The organism is Candidatus Hydrogenedentota bacterium (assembly GCA_013359265.1).
GTDB lineage: Bacteria > Hydrogenedentota > Hydrogenedentia > Hydrogenedentales > SLHB01 > JABWCD01.
Genome location: JABWCD010000018.1, coordinates 21,628 through 44,837, shown reverse-complemented (window position 1 = coordinate 44,837; position 23,210 = coordinate 21,628). Strand labels below are relative to the sequence as shown.

General features: G+C 60.6%; 20 protein-coding genes. 4 read left to right on the top strand and 16 right to left on the bottom strand.

From position 1 onward, the window contains the following. Positions 1-16: 16 nt before the first annotated feature. A complete protein-coding gene (locus HUU46_16075) occupies positions 17-331 on the top strand; it encodes a type II toxin-antitoxin system MqsR family toxin (GenBank protein NUM55162.1) in 315 nt (104 codons plus the stop codon). 52 nt (positions 332-383) lie between these two features. Beyond that, positions 384-749, top strand: a complete 366-nt coding sequence (locus HUU46_16070; protein ID NUM55161.1) for a hypothetical protein — start codon at positions 384-386, stop codon at positions 747-749. 13 nt (positions 750-762) lie between these two features. Here HUU46_16070 and HUU46_16065 read toward each other — a convergent pair whose 3' ends face one another. The 5 genes from HUU46_16065 to HUU46_16045 all read right to left on the bottom strand — a co-directional run bounded on the left by HUU46_16065 (position 763) and on the right by HUU46_16045 (position 5,382). Further along, positions 763-2,205: a hypothetical protein gene (locus tag HUU46_16065; GenBank protein ID NUM55160.1), complete on the bottom strand. Its 1,443-nt coding sequence runs from the start codon at positions 2,203-2,205 to the stop codon at positions 763-765. A 5-nt stretch (positions 2,206-2,210) separates the two neighbouring features. Further along, a complete protein-coding gene (locus tag HUU46_16060; GenBank protein NUM55159.1) occupies positions 2,211-2,486 on the bottom strand; it encodes a hypothetical protein in 276 nt (91 codons plus the stop codon). Positions 2,487-2,496: 10 nt separating this feature from the next. Continuing rightward, positions 2,497-2,787, bottom strand: a complete 291-nt coding sequence (locus tag HUU46_16055; protein ID NUM55158.1) for a hypothetical protein — start codon at positions 2,785-2,787, stop codon at positions 2,497-2,499. Positions 2,788-2,791: 4 nt separating this feature from the next. Then, positions 2,792-3,487 (bottom strand): hypothetical protein, encoded by a 696-nt coding sequence (locus HUU46_16050; GenBank protein ID NUM55157.1) that lies wholly within the window; start codon positions 3,485-3,487, stop codon positions 2,792-2,794. 374 nt (positions 3,488-3,861) lie between these two features. Beyond that, complete coding sequence (locus HUU46_16045; GenBank protein ID NUM55156.1) at positions 3,862-5,382, bottom strand: amidohydrolase; 1,521 nt, start codon at positions 5,380-5,382, stop codon at positions 3,862-3,864. A 159-nt stretch (positions 5,383-5,541) separates the two neighbouring features. Here HUU46_16045 and HUU46_16040 point away from each other — a divergent pair, with 159 nt between their 5' ends. After that, positions 5,542-6,444, top strand: a complete 903-nt coding sequence (locus tag HUU46_16040; protein ID NUM55155.1) for an alpha/beta hydrolase — start codon at positions 5,542-5,544, stop codon at positions 6,442-6,444. A 409-nt stretch (positions 6,445-6,853) separates the two neighbouring features. Beyond that, complete coding sequence (locus tag HUU46_16035) at positions 6,854-7,804, top strand: DUF1559 domain-containing protein (protein NUM55154.1); 951 nt, start codon at positions 6,854-6,856, stop codon at positions 7,802-7,804. A 249-nt stretch (positions 7,805-8,053) separates the two neighbouring features. Here HUU46_16035 and HUU46_16030 read toward each other — a convergent pair whose 3' ends face one another. The 11 genes from HUU46_16030 to HUU46_15980 all read right to left on the bottom strand — a co-directional run bounded on the left by HUU46_16030 (position 8,054) and on the right by HUU46_15980 (position 23,117). After that, positions 8,054-11,308, bottom strand: a complete 3,255-nt coding sequence (locus HUU46_16030) for an ABC transporter permease (protein NUM55153.1) — start codon at positions 11,306-11,308, stop codon at positions 8,054-8,056. Then, positions 11,301-11,978 (bottom strand): ABC transporter ATP-binding protein, encoded by a 678-nt coding sequence (locus HUU46_16025; protein ID NUM55152.1) that lies wholly within the window; start codon positions 11,976-11,978, stop codon positions 11,301-11,303. Before HUU46_16025 ends, HUU46_16030 begins: the two co-directional genes overlap by 8 nt. A 17-nt stretch (positions 11,979-11,995) precedes the next feature. Continuing rightward, complete coding sequence (locus tag HUU46_16020) at positions 11,996-13,216, bottom strand: PQQ-binding-like beta-propeller repeat protein (GenBank protein NUM55151.1); 1,221 nt, start codon at positions 13,214-13,216, stop codon at positions 11,996-11,998. 78 nt (positions 13,217-13,294) lie between these two features. Then, complete coding sequence (locus HUU46_16015; GenBank protein ID NUM55150.1) at positions 13,295-14,641, bottom strand: glycosyltransferase family 4 protein; 1,347 nt, start codon at positions 14,639-14,641, stop codon at positions 13,295-13,297. Between the two features lie 81 nt (positions 14,642-14,722). Next, positions 14,723-16,030 (bottom strand): PQQ-binding-like beta-propeller repeat protein, encoded by a 1,308-nt coding sequence (locus HUU46_16010; GenBank protein ID NUM55149.1) that lies wholly within the window; start codon positions 16,028-16,030, stop codon positions 14,723-14,725. A gap of 201 nt (positions 16,031-16,231) precedes the next feature. Then, positions 16,232-17,848, bottom strand: coding sequence for an iron ABC transporter permease (locus HUU46_16005; GenBank protein NUM55148.1), 1,617 nt, complete (start codon positions 17,846-17,848; stop codon positions 16,232-16,234). Beyond that, positions 17,830-18,822 (bottom strand): extracellular solute-binding protein, encoded by a 993-nt coding sequence (locus HUU46_16000; GenBank protein ID NUM55147.1) that lies wholly within the window; start codon positions 18,820-18,822, stop codon positions 17,830-17,832. Before HUU46_16000 ends, HUU46_16005 begins: the two co-directional genes overlap by 19 nt. Positions 18,823-18,919: 97 nt before the next feature. Continuing rightward, positions 18,920-19,816: a DUF1259 domain-containing protein gene (locus HUU46_15995; GenBank protein NUM55146.1), complete on the bottom strand. Its 897-nt coding sequence runs from the start codon at positions 19,814-19,816 to the stop codon at positions 18,920-18,922. A 22-nt stretch (positions 19,817-19,838) separates the two neighbouring features. Continuing rightward, positions 19,839-20,540 (bottom strand): DUF1080 domain-containing protein, encoded by a 702-nt coding sequence (locus tag HUU46_15990; protein NUM55145.1) that lies wholly within the window; start codon positions 20,538-20,540, stop codon positions 19,839-19,841. Between the two features lie 221 nt (positions 20,541-20,761). Continuing rightward, complete coding sequence (gene chrA, locus HUU46_15985) at positions 20,762-22,117, bottom strand: chromate efflux transporter (GenBank protein NUM55144.1); 1,356 nt, start codon at positions 22,115-22,117, stop codon at positions 20,762-20,764. After that, positions 22,086-23,117: a chromate resistance protein gene (locus tag HUU46_15980; GenBank protein NUM55143.1), complete on the bottom strand. Its 1,032-nt coding sequence runs from the start codon at positions 23,115-23,117 to the stop codon at positions 22,086-22,088. The genes chrA and HUU46_15980 overlap by 32 nt, the downstream gene beginning before the upstream one ends. Positions 23,118-23,210 lie beyond the last annotated feature (93 nt).

Here is a 23,210-nt window from a genome sequence, read left to right as displayed (position 1 = left end):
TTGAGAGGATGACGGTGTGGAAAAGCGGCGTGCGCACTACGATTTAGCGCGAGCAAAACACCTGATCCGTCAAGGAGCATTTCGCGTTACCACGGTCGCCCTTTCATGTGCGAGACGCGACTTCGCAATTACGGACGCAAGACGGATCGCGGAAATCGTATTGACTCTCTCAAGTACGCAGCTTCATAAATCGATGACAACGATTGCCGATCCCAGGGTTTGGCAAGATGTCTATCACGGGAACGTCTACGGAATTGACGCTTACATAAAGATTCAGATCGCTAATGAGACAACCGTCATAATCTCGTTCAAGGAGTTGGAGCACGACTAGGATGCGGGAACGGAAATGGATAGATTGTCCGGTTTGCGGAAGCAAGAACTGTATGAAGGTTCGACGCGGCGTAACGGAACATTTCGAGCTTAAGGGATATCCGAATCCCGAGAAGCTAACGGGGCTAAGTGGGCTATTTTGTTCGGTGTGCGGCGACGGGTTCTGGTCTCTGTCGTCGGAACGAAAAATCGCGCGGCATCTGGCAAAGCACATGGCGGAACATGATTCCAAGCGCGTTGTTGCCGCGGACTTGGCGAGCGTGCAGGAAACGGCGAAGAAGCTCCGGGTGAGTCCGCAGGGCGTTCACAAAATGATGGAAACCGGCCGGCTTCGATCCGTGTTTGTCGCGGGGAAGCGCTTGCCGATTCGCGCCGATGTGTTGAAGAAAGCCAAGCAACGGAGCCGCGTGGCCGTTTAACTGCTGCCTGCCATCATGGGCTTGGCCAAAGCCCGTTTATCGCCTCGACCGTCTTCTCGACGAGCACCTGCCCACCTTCCGCGCCGACGACGTTGCTCTCGACGATTGCGCTGTAGCCGCCACCGCGTTGGGCGCGCGGCGTGGGCACGTAGGTGCCCGGACCGGCGAGTTGTATGACGAATGTCTGCAACGCAGGACTGCGCGACTTCATCTGAACGCCGAATTCCGTGTAGAGCTCGAAATCGTTAGTCGCAATCGCGACGTCCCCCAGCCGGATCGCGTGCAGCATCATTTTGTATGGCGTTGCCGTGCCCGCATTCTGGCGCTCGTAGCGGTCGACCGCATCCTGATGCCACACCATAATGCGTCGTTTACTCGCGTCCTTCGAGTACTCCTCGGCCTTTGCCTTCGCGGCCGTGTACTCCTCGTCCGTCACGATGCGAAGCGGCAGCTCGATCGTTTCTACCCTGTGGGCAAACACGACGTCGCCGTGCTTTTCTTGACGCGCACCGTCGTAGGCCTCTTCCCAGCCCTGCACGATCCGCCGCGCGAGTTCCTCGAGGCGTGTCAGCTTGCGCAGTTCGCGCATGCGCTCCTCGGCGCGTTTGTTGTACATGAGGTGCGGCGACTGATCGCCCGCCGCTCCGGTCCATGCCAACACGACAAGATCGCTTCCGTGTTTTGCTCGCAATGATTCGCGCACGGGGTGCCAAAAGTCCGCGTCGATCATCCAAAGTCCTTCCACTTCCTGTGACGGACACGCAACGTTCACCGCTGTCGCGATTAGCTTTTCATCCGCGCCCCAGAAGCACAGCGCCTCGACGGTGTGGTCTTCGCCGCCTTCGAAACCGCGAAAGTTGGGCGCGTCGGTCGGGCCGTACATCTGCGCGGTGCCGTCCGCGTATACCGATCTCCGATTAATTGCTACGACGGCGTGACCGAGTCCCCATCCAACCGACGCGGGTTTGCGCGCTGCCCACGCCTGCGCGACGACATCAGCAATGCGATCCGCGAGAAACTCGACATATTCCGCCGGCTGCATCGCGCTGCTGGGGATTTCGTAGGTTCCCGTTTCGGTGACGGGCGCGGTGTGCGTGTGTGTCGCACTGATGATGAGTTTATTTACGTCGAAATCGGGTACGCGTTGCGTCACGCGTTCGTGCGCCCCACGCGAAACGCTCTCGACAATGAACGGCAGGTCGCAGGACACAAACACGGCCTGTTCGGTCACTGTATTGCCATCCCGCGTTTCCAATGCGAGCGCGTTTGCGGTCACGGGAGTCAAGACGCTCTTCGACACGCGCGTCATCATTTGACCATCGAGCGCGACAGGTCTGTCGGGCGTGATGCTGACGCTCGCCGCGCCCACATGAAGCGTGCCCGCAAAAGAAGCCATCGCAGGCACGAGGCCAATGGCAAAAGCAATCAGTACAGGCGCATACGAGAAACTTGTCATGATCCTCACTTCGTAATTCTGCGAAAACGCAGGTGGTCCTCCAGGACGTGGCGGAACTCGTCGATGTCCACGTCGCGCTCCACGCACACCAGCATCAGATTGCCGTCCATGCGAAAATTGCCGTCCCACTCCATGACCTGTTCGTCGGTCCACGATGGATCGTACTTCGCGAGGTGCTCGTCGGAGAGCCGCGACAGATACGCGCGCAGGCTCACGTCGGTCTCATCCATAGGTTGACCCGGCGGCAGATGTTCGTAATCCGGAGTCGCGTTTGCAGTCATTTCGATGCTCCTATTCCTTGGTCTTCGTGTACCGGACCAACTCCGCCGTTTTCGGCTTGATCAACAGCAGGGCCGAACATTTCGGACACACCTTCACCGTGCCCACAAGCGTCGCGGATCTCGCAACGTAGCGCAGCTTGGACTGCTTATCGGGGGCCGCAAGCGCCTTGCACTCCAACCGGACGCACCTGACGTAGTCTTCGTCCGCGATTATCGCGTACGATTCATACTTCCTCTTCTTTCGGCCCCGGATTGAGGCAAGCGCCGCTTTGACAAAATCGAATCCGCACGTGCATCGCATACTCCTAGTACTCGCATGTTTCGCTGTGCCGTTCGTATGGGCGCACGGCCTTCAGCGGTCCCTCGCCAATGTGACAGACGAAACACGACGGCCGCGTCTGGAGCATTGTGTGTTTCGCGGCCGTTTCGCCATGTACGTCGTGGCACGTTGTGCACATCATGTCCGTCTTGCCGAGCACCGCTACGTCGCGGACGTTCTGCAGGATGTGGGCGTCGCCCAGCCCCTCCTTGGCGATGCGGGCTTCGGACAGTTCGACTTCGAAGTCCTTCAACAAATTATCGCCCGGGACAAAGTTATTCGGATACGCCAAACCTGTGCTCTTCGATTTCCCGCCACGCAAATGGCACGAGCCGCAGATCGAAACCTCGACTTCCGGCCGCGTCGAACCTTGGACCGACAGCAGCATCAGCCCACCGTCCTCCGTGTGTTCGGGCACCGCGAGCCCGTGGCACGTGTGACAGTCGAGCGACGGCATCTGAAATGTCTTTGTCGTGCTATCCACTCCCGACGCATGACACCCCGAGCATTTTGCGCCGAATTTCGCGCTGTCCCACGTTGCGCTACCCTTCCACGTCTTCGTCTCGGGCAACCACGACGCGCCCAGCAGCGCAAGCGTACCGTACGCATCGGTCGGTTTTAGAAACCGCAGCCGCGCGTTCCGGCCCATGACAAATTCGGCGCCCTTTGCTTTCTCATTCAATTGTGCTGCGTTGGGCTCGTCTGCCAACGAACGAATCGTCGTCGCATGCCTGTTTGTCTGCCACGCTGGACCTATCGACGTACGGTGACAGAACAAGCACGTATTACCGTCCTCGTACGTAGGCACGGGCTGACCAACGTGATCGCTACCCCATGACGCGGGATCGAGTTTTGGCGTCGCCCCACCACATATTGCACCGGCGCCTATGAATAGAACCACGACGCATGTTGCCGTGCTCGTGCTCCTGCTCGTCATCGTATTCGATCTTTTCGCCGCTCGAATTCACACAATCGATCTACGAGTACGATGACGAGCACGAGCACGAGCACGAGCACGAGCACGAGAATGGCTAACATGTTGACCGGACGCAATCGCTACGCGCTCTCCGCCCGTACCCACCCATGTGCGGCATTGTCGCGCAGAATGCCCTGTTCCACATACGCCGTCTTCAACCTGCTCAACGTATCCTTCGGGAAATTCGTGCGCGCGGCGTTCACATCGATGCCGTAAATTCTCGCGGCATTTAGCCCGAAGATTTTCGCTTTGTCTTCCTTCGTCAGCTTCGAATAGCCATACTTCTCGCACAATTCATCGGAAATCTCGAGCCGCTTGAACGCATCGATGACCCATTGTGGCGAACCCCACCACAGACAGTCCGTCCCCCAAATCACGTGGTCTACGCCATAGTGCTTGATATTCTGCCCGATGAGATGCTGCGCGAGTTGCGGATGTACGATCGCGAGCGTGCCGAACGCCGAGCCAATCTCGCAATAGACGTTGTTCATCCCCGGATTGCGCTTCTTAATCGCCATCAGCTCGCGGTGCCACTCAAAATCGCCTGTCTCCGGATTGAACGTGCCGTCCTTGTCGAACTCCGGCTCGCCGGGGCCGTGTTTCATGGCCGAGTGATAGACAATGAACGAAATGTCGGGGTGCGCCAGCGCCGCCTTCTCGACGTCGCCGGGATGCGCGAAATGACCGAGCATGCGCGATTGTGACGCGTAGCCCTTGTGAATGCTGAAGGTTTTCAGCCCCAGTTCCTTCGACTTTTCATAGAACGGATAGGTCATCGCCTCGTCGTCGAGCCGGAACCCGTTTCCCGATTTCGCCGGGTCCATGTGGCAATACCACTTCCACGAATCGATCTTGTACTGCTTCACCTCGCGTTCCATCTGCTCGAACAGTTCGTTGAACGCGGGTTTGTTCGCCGCCTTGTCCCAATAATGGTTCGGCGCGCAATTGCCCTGGCACAGCGCGCGCTGCGACCCTGCGATTTCGTTCAGCTCATACTTGCGTTCCGACATCAGCCAGCTTGGCAACAGGCCCAACATTCCCGGCGAACGGTCCTTGCCCTCGAGGATCGCGCCGTCCGCGCCACGGTTGATCTCCTTTCCTGGCACGCCGGAAATGCAGATGAGGCTCGTCTCGCTGTCGAAGAACATCTCCTTGACGAAATTCTCGAAGCTGTACGCCTCCGCATCTTCGCTTAGCTTGAAACCCATGCTGCGGATGAACGGCGCGCTGCGAAAGCCGAGATTGAAACCGTTCGTGAAGTGCGTCTGCACGTCGAAGATGAAGTACTCGCCCTTGGGAAACTTGTCCTCGTACGCGCCAGGTTCCAACGTCTCCGCCTCGGCGACGTTCCAGTAGTTCCCGTAGACCATGTTGCTCGCCATGAAGGCGGTCGCGATGCCCATTGAACTCGCCAGAAACGCGCGCCGCTCCATGCCGAGCTTCCTGGATTTCTCCTCGGCGAGCTTGCCGATCAACCATTCGACCTGCGCCTGCTCGCGCGTCTGCGGGCGCGGGATGAATTCCTCGTTCGACACGACCTGCGTCGGAATCGGGCTCTCGATGCCCTTCTTCCGATCCCGATACCACTTCGGAACCCACATGAACCGGCCCTCCGTTACTGGCAGCTCCCACCTGTCCGTCAATTGCACGTTTCGCGCGGTCGCGCATCGCACATTGCAGCCCGACCTCGATTGTGCGCAATCTGTCCCCCTTGTGCAAGGCTTTTCGCCGCTGCTACGGTTATTGTCCCGGGAGGCGCCATGCTGGAAACGTACATTTATCGTGTCGTTCAAGGCTGTTCAATTCGGTACGACCTTTACCGCCCGAAGATCACCGTACCCGCTCCGATCATCGTCTGGATACATGGTGGCGCACTCATCGGCGGGGGCCGATCATGGACGCATCCCGTCGTGCGCGAGATGCTCACCGAGAAGGGGTACGCGCAGGTCTCGATCGATTACCGCCTCGCGCCCGAAACCAAACTGCCGGAGATCATCGAAGACGTGCGCGAGGCGTTCCGCAGCATCTGCGAGGCGCTGCCGAAGCAGTGCAACCTCGACTCCACCCGTGTAGGTGTTATCGGTGGGTCCGCCGGCGGCTACCTCACGCTGATGACGGGGTTCGCGGTGGTCCCGCGCCCGAAGGCCCTCGTCTCGCTCTACGGCTACGGCGACATCGTCGGCCCGTGGTACAGCGAACCCGATCCGTTCTATTGCCGGATGCCGCGCGTATCCGAAGAAGAAGCGCGCGGCGTCGTAGGCGGCGACCCGATATCGGAGACGCACCGCGGAGGGCCGGATCGTTTTCGGTTCTACCTTTGGTGCCGGCAGACCGGGAACTGGCCGAAGGAGATCATGGGCGTTGACCCCAGGTCGGACGACGCCGCGTTCACGCCGTACTGCCCCGAACGCAACGTCACGCGCGACTACCCGCCGACGCTCCTCCTCCACGGCAATGCCGATACCGATGTGCCGTACGAGCGGAGCGTGGATATGGCCAGGAAGTTGAAGGATGCAGGCGTAGAACACGACTTTATCACCGTCGATGGAGGCCCACACGGCTTCGATGGCCGCATCAAACAGAAGGATTGGCCCGGCGAGAAAGACAGCCCAATCGGACGCGCACTGCTGCGCATCGTGGACTGGTTCGCTGGCCGCGTTTGAGCCGCACACTCCCGCGAGTTCTCAGTTGACACGCGAATTGAATTTTGTCTGGACAACTTTGCCTCTGCGGCGTAGACTGAACTTTCTGGTGACAATGAAGTGAGGGGCTTCACTTCGTTTTTGGGCGCTGCGAACAATTTGGCGTGCGAAACCTATGGTCCGATTGCCCTGTTGCACAACGCATAGGGGATGCGCCTGACTTTCTTTTGCGCAAGAAGTTCTTGCAGTGGACTCGCTCGGTAGGGAATCAACATAGGAGGAATCAACCAGCGCAATCTCCGTTACGGCTGTGTGTGGTGGTTCCGCGTGCGTTACAGCACCCATTCAGGGGGAAGCGCACGAACGCACACGGAACAAAAAGTCCGGGTTGTATTCAAAAAACAATAGCGTGACTTTGGGAGACCGAACGATGAGATTAAGACACGGATTTACGCTAATCGAACTGCTTGTGGTTATCGCCATCATTGCCATTCTCGCGGCGATACTGTTGCCGGCTTTGGCGCGCGCACGCGAGGCCGCCCGCCGCGCTTCCTGCCAGAATAACCTGAAACAAATGGGTATCGTCTTCAAGATGTACAGCGGCGAGTCGCCGGGAGAAAAATTCCCACGCCAGAAGATGATGGCATGCGACGAACCGGAAGGGGAGTTCATCCTGAACTTCTTCGATGTCTTTCCGGAATACCTAACGGATGCGGCCGTGAGTTTGTGCCCATCATCCACGACGGGCAATGACGTCGTTGAGGTATACAACCAGGCCGATAACTTGGCGAATATTGTGATCGACAATGTGGGTAATTCGACTGCGATAGTTTCCCCCAATGAGCAGTTCTATCCCTGTGAACCGGACGATGGTACGTGTAGCTATTTGTACCTCGGTTGGAACAGCACGATACCCGGCCTGTCGGATGCAAACTGGGCAGGCGTGATCGATCTGGATACGTTGCTTGCTCATCCCTTGGGCCTAGACGCCGCGCTTTTTCTTGGAAACTGGCAGGGAATTCTCGATGCAGTGGGCGGCGTCGCTATCCCTGCTACCACTCCAGCCGGCCAAACCGTGCTAAATGCGATGGATAATGATTTCACCGTTTCATTGCCAACCTTTGGGAATCAGACCATTCGTCGCGTGCGCGAAGGCATCGAACGGTTCATGATCACCGATATCAACAATCCCGCAGGCTCGGCGAAGGCCCAGTCCGAACTTCCCATCATGGGTGATTGGGTGAGTACCGACATGGGACAGGAATTCAATCACCAACCCGGCGGTTCGAATACGCTGTACATGGACGGGCACGTCGAATTCATCAAGTATCCTGGTAAGTGGCCGGTTAACCAGTTAATGGCGGTCTTGCAGGGTCTATAGTCCGACCCAAGTCACCGTCGATAGTCCGGGGGCGTCTCTTCCAGATGCCCCCGGCTTCCTTTCGTATGGCCTCGATGCATCGTGTCGTGGAACGGTATAGCGTCCCAATCATGGATTCCGCGCGGCGCAATTTGAGAAATTGATTCCAAGGATCGATACCACGAGCGAAATCCGCAGACGAAAATCCGCTTATGCTCGGCGGCCTGTCAAACCGCGAAAAACGGGCCCCGCCAAACTCTTGACTTAGGACTACTCAGCGCGGAGGTCGTCCGTCCCAGTTCTCTTGAGACCGGCGGCGATGGCTGCCGCAGCGCACACGAGCGCGCTGACCAGTACGAGCGCGAAAACCGCAAGGCGCCATACCGGCGAGGTTTCGGCGTGCGACGATGTGAGTGCTGGGAGCATCGCGATGACGGACGCTACGCCGCCGATAAGCGTGCCCAGCACCAGGAGGAACCCATACTCGTAGGATAGCAGGTTGACGACGGCGCGCGGCGTGAACCCTACCGCGCGAAGCAACGCGATTTCGCGGCGGCGCTCGATGAGATTGCGCAACACGACGACGCCTGTAGCCGTGGCGCCCAGCAACAAGCCCACGCCGCCAAGCACAAGGAACATGCTCAGGTAGGTGCCCTCGACGGCATGAAACAGTTCGAGGCGGTGGACCGATGTGACGACATCAAGCCCGCTACGGTCGAATTCCTTCTGCAATTGTACAATTGTGTCGTCTGAATCGAGGGCGGGCGCGTCGATCACGAACACGCGAAAACCTTCCTGGGACGGCCAGAGGCGCGTGAAGTGTTTTGCCGACACGAGCAGCGTGCCCGAGAATACCGACAGGCGCATGGGCAGTTTGCCTACAAGCTTCAGCGTTACGTCCCGGCCCGAGTCGTCGCGATAGGCGAGCATGTCGCCATTTTCGATTCCGGTCTTCTTTTTCAACGTCCACATGGCGGTGTCCGAGTCGCCGACCAGCGCGGGAATGACGCCGTCGCCGAGGTCGCGATCGAGCAGGCGCCACAGGTCTGCGCCCGATTCGTCGACGAACGCGCCCATCGCCGCAAACTGTTCCGCGTCCACGCCGAGCACGCGCGGACGGATCGCGTGGTTGAGGTTGAGGCAGCTTGCATCGTCGCCATCGAGCACACGGACGCCGTGCGCAGTCACGCCGGGCGCCGTCTTGTCGATCTCCGCGGGATCGAGAATGGGCAGCGTCGATTCCGCGTAGAGCGCAAACCCGCCGGTGCCGGACCAGCGCTTGTCCGCGTCTGCGCTCACGTCGCTCTGCATCGACGACACCGCAAGCACAAGGAATCCGCCCGCGGCGAGCGACGAGACGATACCGAGGCTGCGTCCGCGGCGGCGCGTGGCATTCAACAGTGCGAGGCGCGCCGACGTCGGCCGCCGGGGCGTAAGCTTTGCGCTTGCCGAGCGTGACAGAAGGTGGCGCGCGATAAGCAGTCCGCCGGCCAATGCGAGCGTGCCGGAACCGAAGAATATCCCCGCTGCGTCCGCGGGCGGGGACACGAGCGCGAACACGACCAACGCGACGGCTAGCAGGATCGACACGCACGCGAACGACAACGCGACCACGCCGCTGGACCGCACGCGGTGCTCCTGCGTGAAGTCCGCGCGCACAAGATCGCTGACTTGGTGCTGCAACAGGCGGCGCACGGTAAATGCGGCGATGACAAGTGCGCACGCGATGGTGCAAACAAGTCCGACGATGAAGGTCAGCGGGGTCGTGCTAAACAGAATGGGGATGCGGCCGACTGCGTTCTGCCAGTAGTGCGCAAGGCCGATCATCAGCGCCCAGGCGTAGCCCACGCCGAACACCGTGCCGAGCAGCGCGCCGGGCAACGCCACGAGCAGCGCCTCACCGAGCATGATGCGGTAGATGCGGCCCTTCGCAAAACCGAGCGCGGCCAGCACGCCCAGTTCCTCTGAGCGCTGCTGCGCGCCAAATGCATATAGCAGGCCCGTGAGAATTAGCGCGGAGATAAGAAGGAAGAAGCTGAGGCCGAGAAACAAACCACCGAGGTTAGTCGCCTGGTTCACGGCGGCGGCGGCGTCCTCGCGGATCGCGCGCACTACGAGACCCGCGTCGCGCGGAGACATGCGCTGTGCAAGTTGCGCCATCACCTGATCGGGTTGTGTGTCCGCGAAGCGAACGGCCGTAAGGTTGCCAAACCGGTTCGCCCACATCGACTGGCCCGCCGCGAGCGAAACCAGCGCCTTCGGCGTTTGCTTGTGTTCCTTCCAATACTCCTCGTTCGGCTTGTCCTCGAGCAGCTTTTCGTCCATCGGCATACCGATCTTCCAATCCTTGCAGCTCTCGACGTTGCTCAGGCCCGGGAACTCCGGCACGAGTTCCCTTTCTTGCGCGAGATCGGCCATTGGCACCACGCGCTTTATGGTGAATTCACGCACGTGCTCGACAAACTTGTTCGACGGCAGCACTTCGTAGTAGGCGACGGAGACGTTCTCGCCTTCGCGCGTTGCGAGTTGGTCCGCGAGCCATTGGTTGACGACGATTTCGTCGTCGCGCAGGTCCGCAGTCAGCGGGCCGCCCGCGGTCATGAACGAGTACGGCGTCGATCGCGCGCCTTCGCCGATCGAGTTTACGAGGTATGTCAACGCGCCTTGCCCGCCGGGAATCTCGAGTGCGGCACGTTCAGTGGCCGCGTCAAAGAATATGCGGTCTGACTCCAGTTGCACGACGCCGCCGCGCACCGTTGCGCGCAGCCCCGAAAACTCCGGCTTCCACGATTTCGCGAGCGCGTCGTCTATCGCGTCGAGCGTCGCGCCTCGCCCCGCGAGTATCAGGTTCGCTTTCCCCTCGTTTTCGGCAAGTTGTTGCAGGTCCGCGATATTCACGAAAAAATTCGACGGCGGGAATTGGCTCGCGGACAGGCTGAACCTCCCGAACTGCGCGTCCGTCGCGATGGTCTTGACGGTGAAGTTCGCCCGGATGGAGGCTTCTTCCTCACGCGAGGAAAGCGGCGCGTCACGCGAGAGGAGGCCCGGCTTCGGAATGCGCAGCGCCACGGTGTCGCCGGGCTTCGCGCCGAGCGATTCAGCGAGGTGCGAATTGAGCACGGCTTCGCGGCGGCCCGGGGCGATCGGGGGTGTGTCCACGAGTCTCCAAAGCTCAGCATCGACACCAATGGCCTGCACGTTGTTCGCCTGTGCGCGATGGCCGGACGATGCGTCCTGGTAGATGGCCATGCCTTGCAGGACGAATGCAGAGGCAATAGGCGCGCTCACTTTTTCGCGCAACGCCGTAACGAGCTCGTTCGAGAAAAGGCGATCCGCCGACACGACGGCGGCTTCCGCGTTGCCCAGCCGCTGTAAAGCGTAGGTGCGCAGCGTATGATTCACGGAATCGCCGACGGCGAGCGCGCCGGTCACGATCGCCGCGGCAAGCGCGGTGCCGATCATCAGTCCGAGGTGCGCACGGCGATAATGAACGAGGCTCTTGAGAACGAGCGCGAAGCTAGACATGGCGCGCCGCCCGTTCGTGGAGAGCGCCCTCCCGCAGTTCGAACACGCGGCCCATCATATGGGCGACTTCTTCGGAATGTGTGACGACGATTAGCGTCATTTGTTCTTCGCGGTTCAATTCCAGCAGGAGCTGCGCAAGCTGCTCGGCGCCGTGCTGATTGAGCGAACCGGTCGGTTCGTCCGCGAGCAACAGGCTGGGCTTATTAATTAGCGCGCGCACGACTGCCGCGCGCTGGCGCTCTCCGCCGGAAAGTTTTCCGGGCAGTTGGTGCGCGCGTTGCAGGAGGCCGACGCGTTCCAGCAGCCGTTGCGCGCGCTCGACGCACGAACTCGAATTCGCGTTAACGAGTGTGGGCACCAGCGCATTCTCGAGCACGGTGCATTGCGGGAGCAGGTGGTGCAGTTGAAATACGAAACCGATCTCCGTGTTGCGCAACGCTGCGAGTTCCGCCTCGGATAGACCGGCGAGGTCGCGGCCCTTGATCGAAATCGTCCCGGAGGTCGGGCGGTCCAACGTGCCGATCAGATTCAACAACGTGCTCTTGCCGCACCCGGACGGACCTACAATTGCGACACTCTCACCACGCATCAGTTCGAGGTCAACGCCGGACAGCACGCGCAGGGGTTGCGGCGAATCGGGATATTCTTTCGATACGCCTTTCAGCGTCAGTATGGCATCCGGCACGGCTATGCGGCCTCCTTTCCGGCGAAAGCGGTAAGGCTTCCGTCGTCAGAACCGACGAGGACCAGTTCGCCCGCTATAGACGGCGAAACGACGAAATCGCTGACGGAGAACGACCATAGTTTCGCGCCGTCCTCGAGTCGAAGCAAATACAGTTCGCCACCCGCGGTGACGACGACCTTGTCGCGCGCGATGATTGGCGAGTTCGGCGTGTCGTCGAGGTCTTGCTTCCACTTCAAGGCGCCCGCCGCGCGATCGAGCGCATAGAGCACGCCGTCGTTTGCGCCATAGACGATCGTAGTCGCGTCAATGGCCGGCGTCGAGTATGACTCGCCTTGGCAGTCCTTGTTCGTCCACACCATTTCGCCGGTTTGCGCATTCATGTGCACGAACATGCCGCTGCGGCTGCCGGAATAAATCGAATCGCCGAGCAGCACCACGCCGCCCGCGACCTGCGAGTCGTCGTCCAGCGGCGTTTCGCGCAGCAGCTTTCCGTCGATCGCGGAGAACACATGAATCGCCGCGGCACAGCTTCCGTAGACCGCCATCGCGCCGTTCAGGGCGGGCGATCCGTCGCATCGTTGAACGGGGGGGCCTTTCCACAGCAGTGTGCCGGATTCAAAATCGATGCACTGCAACGCGCCTTCGGCCTCGTCGATGACATACACACGCCGCTGCGCTTTGCCGTCAATGACGACGTCGGCGAAATTTGGCGAACCAAGAATCGGCACGCTCGTCTCGCATTTCCATTTCACGTCGCCCGACTCGGTATCGAGGGCATAGATTGTGCCGGACGACGAACCCGCGATGAGCGTCGAATCGATGAGCAGCAACGGCGCGTCGAAATAAACGGTGCGGGGCGGCTTGCCTTCGCCCATTGGTTCCGTAAACGATTTCGACCACGCCTTCGAGCCGTTGGTATCGAGGGCGAAGACTGAACCCTTCAAATTCGCGAAGTAAATGCGTCCATCCGCCGATACGGGCGGATTCGGAATCGATGCGCCTGCATCGAACTGCCACGCCTGTTCGAGCGCGTTTGGAAACGCGATGTCCGCTACGCCATCGAGCGAAGTATCGCCGTGATATGTCGGCCATGCGACATCGGGCGGCGGTGGGGCTGGCGGAGACTCGATCTTAGCCGTGATTTGTTCCGACGCAACCGGCGGTGTGTCGGAGGGCGCAGATTGCGCTGATGGCGTTTGTTGGCCGTTTCCGCAGCTTGTCAACAGGCAAACACCAAGGAGTAACGGGAAGATATAGACTCGAGCACGAGCGCAAAGTAGTAATACGCGTGACATCGTGGGTCAGACCTTCGCGATTTCGGCGGGGAACTCGTGCCCGGGAACCAGCTCGTGGAATACCGCCGCGATGTTCGCGGCCATCGCGTCCGCGGTAAATTTTTCGTGGACCGCCGCGTGCCCGGCGCGGCCCAGTCTGCGCGCGAGCTCGCGATCAAGCAACACGCTCTTGAGCGATTCGACCAGCGCGGTCTCATCGCGCGGATCATAGACGATCCCGCCTCCGGTCATCTCGACCACTTCGCGGAACGCGCCCGCGTCCGGCTGCACCACCGGCACGCCGCACGCGCCGGCTTCGAGGACGAAGAATCCAAACGCTTCGCCCTGCGGCGCGGGTGCGGAAAGTACGCTGAGCGTGCGCAGGAATTGCTGGCGGCCCGCCTTGGTGAAATCCTCGACGATCTCGACGTCGTCCGCGACACCGGCCGCGCGCAGCTTTTCGTAGACGTGATCGACAAAGTGCCGATCGCCGTGCGTCACACCGCCCGTCGCGCGCAGCTTGAGACGCGCGAGCCGCGGGTCCTTCTTCAACTCGATGAACGCGTCGACCAATTCGCTGAATCCGAGTGCGGGATGGATGCGCGAGAGAAACCCCAGCACCGGCGGGTCGGCATCCAGCGGCGACGGATCGCAGCGGTCCCACTCCGTGCCGAGCGGCACAACACGCATGCGGTCCATCGGAATGCGCGCACGTTCGGCCATCTTCGACGCGTACCACTTGCTGACTGCGACGAACAGGTTTACATCGCGCGCTTTCTCCGCGATGATATTCCAGCAGCGATCGCGCCACACCGGGTCCATCGCGTCGATCCACGTGTCCTCGTCCTGCAGACTGCAGACGATTGGCACCTTGAGTCTCTCGCGGATTTCGCCTGCGAGTCCGAGCAGCAGCGCGTTCGAGATGTGGACGAGATCGGGTTTCGGTTCGCCTTGCAACCATTCGATGAAGCGGTGCAGTTCCTTTCGCTGGCGCCCGTCACGCCCCTGAAGCATGGAATACGTCATGGGCGCGAGATCGCGCGCGCGCGTTGAACCTTCACGGGCCGCCGCGCGCCGCAACATCCACGAGGAATCGAGCATTTTGTCCAGCCAGCGCGGCGTGTTGCGGAAAATGCCGAGGTTTTGCTGGAGAAATACGTTTACACCGCCGAAGAACACGCCAGTACCGTTGTCGAGTCCTTCGGAATCGAGGAGAATGGGCAGATAAAGCGGGACGACAATTACGTCATGGCCGCGCCGCCGCAGGCCGCGCACCATTTGCCCGTCGCGCAGGCAGTTCTGGCAGTAGAAGGTCCCGCCGGTCCCGGGTGTGAGCGAAAGAATCCGCATGCGTCTAACAACGTCCAGCCACATACTCCTCATTCCCCCGCATCGCGGGGGAACGAGGAGACGCCTCAGTGTGAATTGCGTAAGCGGGCGGACCCGCCTTTCGATCTACTCGAGCGCCGCGACCTTGGGGTTCTTCAGGTCGAGGCATTTGAGAATGTCCTGACTGCGGACAAGGAGTTTCCCATCGGAGATCGCGAGCGGGCCCCACAGTTCGCGGCCCTCGACGACCGGCGCCATCGCGAGTTGCTTGTACCCCTCGGGCGACGGCTCGACGAGGTACAGTATGCCCGTCTTTCCATCGAGTGCGATGATTAAATCGTCCGCTATGATGAAGTTCCCGCGCTCGAACAGCGGATTGCTCTCGGCATCCTTCGAGCGCCACTTCAGCGCGCCATCGAGCGTGAAGCAGCTCATGCCGTCCAGGCGCTCGTTCGAGTTGCTGTTCACGTAAAGGTGGTCCTTGTACACGATTGGCTGGTGAATCTGGCTGCCGCAGGTGTCCGCACTCAATTTCATCACTTCTTTCGCTTCGAAACCGCCAGCGCCCTTTGCGACCTGAACGATTGCCGACCCTGCATTGTAGCCGCCGGTGATGAACAGTTTGTCGCCCGGCAACGGTGTAGCGTTTGGAATCGGAATCCAGCATTGCCAGCCCTCGTATTTCCAGAGGATCGAACCGTCATCAAGCGAAATGCCGGCAGTCGCGCCCAACTCGGAGCCATCCCGCGAACCCGCGCCCGTCATGACCAATTGTTCGACGCCCGCAAGCGTCACCACCACCGGCGATACGTACCCCACGCGGCCCAAACCCGCCGACTTCCAGACCAGATCGCCTTTCTCGCGATCGTACGCAACGATGAACGCATCCGGCGCCTGCGGGGCGACGATGACAAGGTTCTTGTACAGCACCGGCGACTGCGAATAGCCCCAGCGCGGAAGTTCCGTCCCGAATTCCTTGATGAAGTTTTTCTGCCAGGCAGGCTTGTGGATTTTGCGGTCCGTGCACAGAAAATCGCCCACCATACCGACGGAGTAAACATACTTTTCGTCCACCGTCGGCGGATTGCGCGAACCGGTGTGGCCTACATTGCCGGGCGCCTCGTACGAGTAGTTCCACAACTCGTTGCCGTCGTTCAGCGCGAAACAGCGCAGAATGTCGGTCGTGCCTTCCCTGCGGTCGAGCACATAGACCTCGCCATCGCGCACCGCGGCGCCCGCATATCCCTCACCGACGGCGACGCTCCAAAGCACGCGCGGTCCGCCCTCCGGCCACTCGCGCGCAAGGCCTTTTTCATCGGAAACGCCGTTTCGGTTCGGGCCGAGGAACTGCGGCCAGTCCGCGAACGACGCAATCGGGTATCCAGCCAAACCGACAAGCACCAACATCATGGACACAGACCGGTAAAAACTCATGATTACAATTCCCTTGGATTCGGTACGGTGTAGTCACCGATTGACGCGCGGACCCGCAGTCCGGCCGCGCCCAGCTACTATGGCCGCAATACCCCGCCAAAAGCAATTCTTGGCCGTTTGAGCGGGCAACTCCAGCGTCCGACTCGAATTCCCGAGTCACGTCATTTCGCTTGCGCTGCGGTACGCCAATCGTTTGCCCTGCTACCGGCCGTCGCCGCGGATGAGTCTTGCGATCATCGTCCCCACCAACGCCAAGGGAATTAGTAGCGCCGCCAATGTTACAAGCGCAAGACTGCTCACTTCGGCCCTTGGCGCGTTGGCCTCGATTGCATAGAGAACGACGGGAAGGGTTTCTCCCCCGGGCGGGTACAACAAAATCGCGCTGCCCAGATCGCTAAAGCCGAGAATAACCAGTATGGCCGCCAACAACAGCGCCGGTAGTCGAATCAGGGGGAACAGAACGCTTCGGACGATTTGCGTGGAACTCGCGCCGTCGATTTTGGCCGCCTCGATCAATTCGCCGGGGATTTGCGCAAGTGACTGAGTGAATCCGCGAAAGGTCACGATCTGAAATCGTGCGGCGAGTGCGGCGATGAGCAGCAACGCCGGCGCGCCGAATCGCGCAACCGGTCCTTGGCCATACAGGCGTAACAGCGCGAGCGCCAATATTCCGCCCGGAACGGCGAACGCGGCCATGAGAAGCACGTCCGTTACGCGCCGTTTGTACTCTTCTCCCTGCTGAAAAAGCGCCGCAAGGAAAAATGAAAATGCCAGGCTCACGAGGGTCGCGGTCAAAACGTATCCGTACGTTACAAATGCCGGACGGACAGCGAGCGCCGTCATTTTCGCAATCGCCGCCCCGTCCCACGATTCGACAACGAGGGAAGTAAGCGGCACGACGGCGCCCGCTGTTGCGCAAAGCAACAGCAGGAGGAAGCGCGGTACCGATTTGCCGAACGTTTGGCGGGGCGCCTTTTGGTAGTCAAGTTCAGGGCGTTCCCACGTCGAGCCGCCCCCGAGCCGGAATTCCCCAAGGACGAGCACCGCCCCAATAACGATCAGGGGACCGCACAGCAACGTTGCGCTCCGCACGTCGTTGAATGCGCTAAGCTGCGTGAGGACTTCAAAATTGAACGCCCGCACCGACAGAATTGTCGGGACACCGAGTTCGGAATTGGTCAGCAGGACGATCACCAACCCACTCGTCGCGGCTGCCGGCCGAATATGCGGCCATATCGCGTGCCGCCAAACCTGCAATCGAGTCGCCCCATATACGGTCGCGGCTTCCACAAGCGAACGTGGGATCGCGTACAGGGCCCTCTCCGTCATGATCATCGCGAGCGGAAAGTAGGCAAGGGTGTAAATGAATACCGCTCCGCCAAGCGAGTAAATGAAGTTCGTCAGTTGTTCCTCCGGAAGACCGGCCGTGTTGAACGCGCGCGCCACCGGTCCGTTCGCGCGAAGGAGGTTCGTCCACGCTATTGCGTGCAGGTAGGGCGGAACAAGCAGCGGCAGAATGAGCAGCAAACGTACCATCGATCGGCCCCGCCACTCGGCGTGTCCGAGCAGGGATCCGGCGAATATGCCAACCGCCGTAGCGCCGATGGCCGCACCACCGCACATCACCGTCGTCGTTGTCAGCGTATCCCACGCGATCCCCGCCAGCGCGTGCCGCCCGCGAACGGACTCCGCTGCGGCATCTCCGAATAACGCAATCAGCGGGACGATCGAGAATGCAAGCGCCGGCGAGAGCAATAGGAGCCAACAGGCGGAGCGGATAAATCCTCCACGGCCCGCCTTCACGGCGAATCGGCCCAAGCCTTAAGCTCCGGCATTATGGCGTCGAGCCGTGCTGCGACGGCCGCGTAGTCGACCCGCATGGGCGCCACGCCATCCAGCGTTATTACACCGGGCGTTGCCTTGACGCCCGCACTCAGCGGCGCCTGGGCGCACGAAGCGGCCAGCGCTTCCTGCACGCGAGTCGAGAGCAGGAAGTCGAACACTTTTTTCGCGGCGTCCGGGTTCGGCCCGCCGCGAATGAGCGAAAGTGTGTTTGGCATTACGAGCGTTCCCAACGGTTCGCCGTCGCCCGATTGCTGGTCCAAAAACACGGCACGCACCGGTTGACCATCCTTGATGGCCTCAGCCGCGTCGTCCGTGTCGGTAAGCCCGACAGCGGCTTGGCCGGACGAAACTTGGCGTTTCACCTCGCCGTTGCTCGAGACGACGCGGACGCCGTTTGCCTTCATCGCCGCCAACCACTCCCTGGCGCGGTCCTCGCCCAGGGCCTCGAACAACGCCCCCATATGATACGACGTCGTGCCAAACAGCGGGTTGGCAATGGCTACACGGTCCTTCCACTCCGGCTTGGCGAGGTCCCAAATACTCGCGGGATCGTTCTCGTTAGATACCAGATTGGTGTTCACGAGCAACACGCGGGCGCGCGCCGAAAAGCCTACCCAATGGCTTTCACCGTCACGAAACGATGCGGGAATCGTTGAAGCGGCAGGACTCTCATACTGCGCGGTCAGGTTCTTCGACTTCAAAAGGGCGGCCCGGCCCGGATCGCCGCTCCAGAAAATGTCGCCGTCGGGGTTCTCTTTCTTTGCGATGATCCGGTTCACGAGTCCGGTGCTCTTCGTCTCTTCCGTGTCGTACACGCCAACTACGCGAGTGCCAAGCTCTTGCTCGGCCAGTTGCAGCACCGGCTCCGAGAAAATGCGGTCTACGCTGGTGTAGACAACCACTTGGCCGCCATCTACGCCGGTGCCACCGCAACCCGCGACCATCATGACGACAAGAAAACATCCGAGTGGAACTTGCAGGTATCGCATTCGAGATTTCCTTCGCAATCACGCTCCGTTCGTTGTCCCGGAAATTGTGTAGTGTTCACCTCTTCTCGATGATGTCCAATGCCGCCCGAAGGCCCTTCGCCAACTCAGCGGCAACGCCTCGGCCCCAGTAGTGCAGGAACAACACTCTCGGGTTCTCGGACTCCATATGGTTGTGGATCGCAACGATGTTGATTCCCGACTTTCGCAGCGACGACAGCACCGGCTGAAGCTCGCCTTCGAAAACCGCGAAGTCGCCGTCTACCAGCGCGTCGCTGTCCGTGCCGTAGAAGGCGGCCCAGGTATTGACGCCCATCTCCTTACCGGCCTCGCAGCCGCAAGGCATCTTCGTCGTCCGCCCGATTACGACCTTGTACATCCCATCGTTGACCTGTCCTTTCCCAAGCAATTCCTCCAGCGGGCCGGGTGAAATGGCGCTCTCGGCCGTCAACGCCTTTTGCCCAAAACTGTCCGCGACCTTCGGAGAAGCGGCGCGGACCTCGCCTACCGTCTCTTGTACCTTCCTAACGGCGGCAGCCAATGCGACAGCCTCTCCCTCCCCGCCGATGTGCATGAAGTACACCTTGGGCTCGTCATAGAAGAAATGGTTGTGCAACGCCGTAACGGCCAGTCCGTTCTCGAGCGCGGCGCTCATCGCGGGATTCACCTCGTCCTGAAAGAGCACCATGTCCCCCATCACCATGGCCTGCGCTTTTTCCCCCTCTTTGAACGCGGCCCAGCTTGTCAACCCCATGAACGGCGGCAGCACGGTCCCGTCAACGCGGACTGTCACGTCCTTGCGCGGATACGTCACCTTGAATACGCCCTCTTCGTGATTCAGCGTCCCTTTCGCTCCGGCGGCTTCCTCGATCTTCGCGGTGTCGAGTTCCGCCCCCGCGGCGATCGCCAATATGATCGCGGCGTACACGGCCCCTAAGCAGCGATTCTGCAACATAGCTCGTCCCTCCAATCGTATGTCACTTGCTCGTCGCCGACGGTGAAGGCGCCTCGGAGGCTGCGCGGGGACGAATTTCCAGATCATCGAACGACGTGGCTGCGTCGGCCTTGGTCCACAGCCCAATACCACCCGGTTCGGTGAACGTAGTGTCCTCCACCTCCATGGCGATCGCATCGCCCAGAAAACACTGAATGCGGGCGCCGTCCTGAGTTATTCGCAGGGTGTGCCACTGTCCGGCCGGCATGTCGATCTCCTCGCTCTTGAGCATCGTACGCTTGCCCTCCTTCACCCAGTACAATCGCAGGTTGTTCTCGAGAGGGTTGGCGCGGCAGATGTAGTAGTTGTCTTTGTCCCGCGCGCGCCAAATCACGCCGCCTCCCTGATCCACTTCGCCGGTGTTTCCCTTCAGCCGGACCGAGATTTCGCCGTCCTTGAATCGGACCTTGTCGGTCCAGCACAGGTTAAACGTGCCTCGAGTCGTATGGTTCGGCTTGGTAAGCGCGAGGGCCTTGGATTCCTTCGAGGCGTCTTTCTCCATGACGACTTCCCATGTCGCGAGTGGGCCATCCTGGTTTGTCCCTTCCACTCTCCAACCCTCGGGCAATTTGCCAACGGCTACATCCTCGAAATCCCACCGCTGTGAAGCCGATGGCTCTGCGGCGTGCGTGCAAAACGAGACGAAAACACCAAGCCCGAGCACGAGTACTATTCTGGTTCCCATTCGCTTACCCTCCTTGTCTGGTTCGGACCGCTATGTATCGTTTTTGTCGAAGATACCGAAGAATGTTCGCACTTTTCGCCTAAATGTCGGCGATGTAGCGTGATGTTGTCAGAGCGCTGAAAGCGGAGATTTGAGAACGATTGAGATCTCCTTGTTTTGCCGCCGGCGGGCCCTCGGTGGACGCCAAATTCCGGAACAAGATGCAAGCGCTCGCTTATTCGTCAAAGAACGAGTTTCACGATGATGCCGCAAAGCGCGCACGCAGCCAGTACTTTGAACATGCCGGCATGGTATCGAAACGTCGCGATCATCGCGCCGGCGGCCAGCACAAGCGCCGCCCAATCGATGGTGCCGAAATCCGGTACATGCAACATTAGAGGTCCGAATCGTACCGCGTCGACCCCGCCGAAAACCGTGTGTAGGAAGAACCACACGGCGAGGTTGAGGACCACTCCGACGACCGCGGCCGTTATCGCGCTCAGTGCGGCATTCAGCGCCTTGTTGCCGCGAAGCGATTCGATGTACGGCGCGCCCAGAAATATCCACAGGAAGCAGGGCGTAAACGTGACCCACGTCGCGAGCAACCCGCCCAACGTTCCCGCGAGCATCGGGTGCATGCCGCCGGGATCGCGGAATGCCGCCATGAACCCCACGAACTGCACCACCATGATTAACGGCCCCGGCGTGGTTTCCGCCATCGCGAGTCCGTCAACCATTTCGCCGGGCTTCAGCCAGCCGTATACATCGACCGCCTGTTGCGTCATGTAGGCGAGCACGGAGTACGCGCCGCCAAACGTGACCACCGCCGCCTTGCTGAAAAAGACGCCCACGTCCACATATACATCGTCAAAACCGCGCGCGACCGCGATCGCAACGAGTGGCACAAACCACAGTGCGCACCAGACAGTCACGACCTTGACCGAGCGCCACAGCGTCGGGACGGCGCTGTGTGCGTGGCTCTCTGCCGGATCCATGCGCGAAGAAATGGCGGTTCGATTCAGAAACCGCTGTGCGGCGCCGATCGCCGCGGCCGCAGCGACAATGATCGGAAACGAAACGTTGAAGAAGAAAATCGCGACGAACGCGAGCGCGGCGATACCGATCGAGGACCGCGTCTTGAGCGCACGTTTCCCGATGCGCAACACGGCCTCCGCTACAATGGCGAGCACGGCCGCCTTTAGTCCGAAGAATAGCGCCTCGACCGTCGCAACGTGCTGGGCGCCCGCGTATAGGTAGCTCAATATCATAATGACTGCGACGCCAGGCACGATGAATAAGGTGCCCGCAACCAGCCCGCCGCGCGCGCCGTGCAGCAGCCAGCCGATATACGTCGCGAGTTGCTGCGCCTCGGGGCCGGGCAGCAACATGCAGTAGTTCAATGCGTGCAAGAAGCGCTCTTCGCTCACCCAGCGCTTTTCCTCCACCAGTACGCGGTGCATCACCGCGATCTGGCCCGCGGGCCCGCCGAAGCTGTTTAGCCCAATGTACGCCCACGTTCGCGTCGCCTGCCCGAACGTGGGGAGGACGATGGAGTGCTCCGGCCCCTCAGCGCGTACCGCCGGTGCGGGCGCCTTTATTTCGCTTGTTTGGGCCACGGCCCGATGTCTCCTCGGTAGTAGTCAATTCCTTATAGATTGCGTCAAAGTAATCGCTCGCCAGCGCGAGTCGCTGTTCGTCGTTCTGGCAGGCGGACCGAAAGCCGCGCAACGCGAGCGCCACCCCGGGCGCTTCCTCGCGCGCGTACCGGCCGTCCTTCATGTCGATGTCGTGGACGATCTCCGCCAATTGCGACAACGCGGGATCGTGCAAGTGAAACGCGTCGCACAACACCTCGAATGTACAATGTCCGCCGCGATGCGTGAACTCGCCCTCGTACGTGTCAAACCGGATTTCGTCCCGCTTCCACCGGTATGTCTCCGGATCGACGAACCTGAACTTGGCGCGCGGGTCGATGAAGCGCCGGACCAGCCACGCGCTGGCCATGCGGTCCACAAAGATATTCGCGCGCGTGACCCAGGTGCGCCCGCGCAACGATCGCTTCGCGTACGTATCCGGATTGCCCGTCTCGTTCCCGCGCGTCGCGGGCTTCAGTCGCCGGTCGATGTCGTCGAGTATGCTGCGCACCGTTTGGCCTCCTTTCGCGTCGAAGAAATCGCGCTTGGCGATCCTCTGCACGGTTTCCCGCAACCGCGCGCGCTCCGACTCCCACCGGCCCTTGCCGCGCGCACCGTCGCGCGTCTTAATTGTGCGCAACAGGTTCCGGGCTTGCCGGGCGGCGTCTGCATAATGCGCGTCGCATTGCGCGTGAAAGAGGCGGACAATTTCGTTGTCCGTAAGGCCGTCCACGAGTTCCGCGTCGCACATCAGTCCCTCGCCGCCCTCGCGACGGATTTCCTTGAGCACCCACTCGAAATCTTCGACGGTCTCCTCACGCTTGGGCAGGACGTACACCGTGTTCTTGATCGCGACCGCGCCGATGTCCTGCAACCTGCGGCCGATCTTCACGCGGACGTATGCGGGCTTCGGCGGCAGTTGATGAATCAGCAGCAGCCATTTGACGTGGGAGGTCTGTGTCATTGGAGATAGATACGCATACGAATTTGATTCAACTGTATCATCACTATGTCAACCGAATCAATGCCATCGCACCGCGATCGGTTTCCGGGGCCG

What these genes read in the sequence shown, in the direction of transcription:
- HUU46_16035 (NUM55154.1), top strand. Translation starts at nt 6,854, where the DNA reads ATGAGATTAAGACACGGATTTACGCTAATCGAACTGCTTGTGGTTATC.
- HUU46_16060 (NUM55159.1), bottom strand. Translation starts at nt 2,486, where the DNA reads ATGACTGCAAACGCGACTCCGGATTACGAACATCTGCCGCCGGGTCAA.
- HUU46_16045 (NUM55156.1), bottom strand. Translation starts at nt 5,382, where the DNA reads ATGTGGGTTCCGAAGTGGTATCGGGATCGGAAGAAGGGCATCGAGAGC.
- HUU46_16000 (NUM55147.1), bottom strand. Translation starts at nt 18,822, where the DNA reads ATGATGGTCGCGGGTTGCGGTGGCACCGGCGTAGATGGCGGCCAAGTG.
- HUU46_15995 (NUM55146.1), bottom strand. Translation starts at nt 19,816, where the DNA reads ATGTTGCAGAATCGCTGCTTAGGGGCCGTGTACGCCGCGATCATATTG.
- HUU46_15990 (NUM55145.1), bottom strand. Translation starts at nt 20,540, where the DNA reads ATGGGAACCAGAATAGTACTCGTGCTCGGGCTTGGTGTTTTCGTCTCG.
- HUU46_16030 (NUM55153.1), bottom strand. Translation starts at nt 11,308, where the DNA reads ATGTCTAGCTTCGCGCTCGTTCTCAAGAGCCTCGTTCATTATCGCCGT.
- HUU46_16040 (NUM55155.1), top strand. Translation starts at nt 5,542, where the DNA reads ATGCTGGAAACGTACATTTATCGTGTCGTTCAAGGCTGTTCAATTCGG.
- HUU46_15980 (NUM55143.1), bottom strand. Translation starts at nt 23,117, where the DNA reads ATGACACAGACCTCCCACGTCAAATGGCTGCTGCTGATTCATCAACTG.
- HUU46_16015 (NUM55150.1), bottom strand. Translation starts at nt 14,641, where the DNA reads ATGTGGCTGGACGTTGTTAGACGCATGCGGATTCTTTCGCTCACACCC.
- HUU46_16055 (NUM55158.1), bottom strand. Translation starts at nt 2,787, where the DNA reads ATGCGATGCACGTGCGGATTCGATTTTGTCAAAGCGGCGCTTGCCTCA.
- HUU46_16070 (NUM55161.1), top strand. Translation starts at nt 384, where the DNA reads ATGAAGGTTCGACGCGGCGTAACGGAACATTTCGAGCTTAAGGGATAT.
- HUU46_16010 (NUM55149.1), bottom strand. Translation starts at nt 16,030, where the DNA reads ATGAGTTTTTACCGGTCTGTGTCCATGATGTTGGTGCTTGTCGGTTTG.
- HUU46_16065 (NUM55160.1), bottom strand. Translation starts at nt 2,205, where the DNA reads ATGACAAGTTTCTCGTATGCGCCTGTACTGATTGCTTTTGCCATTGGC.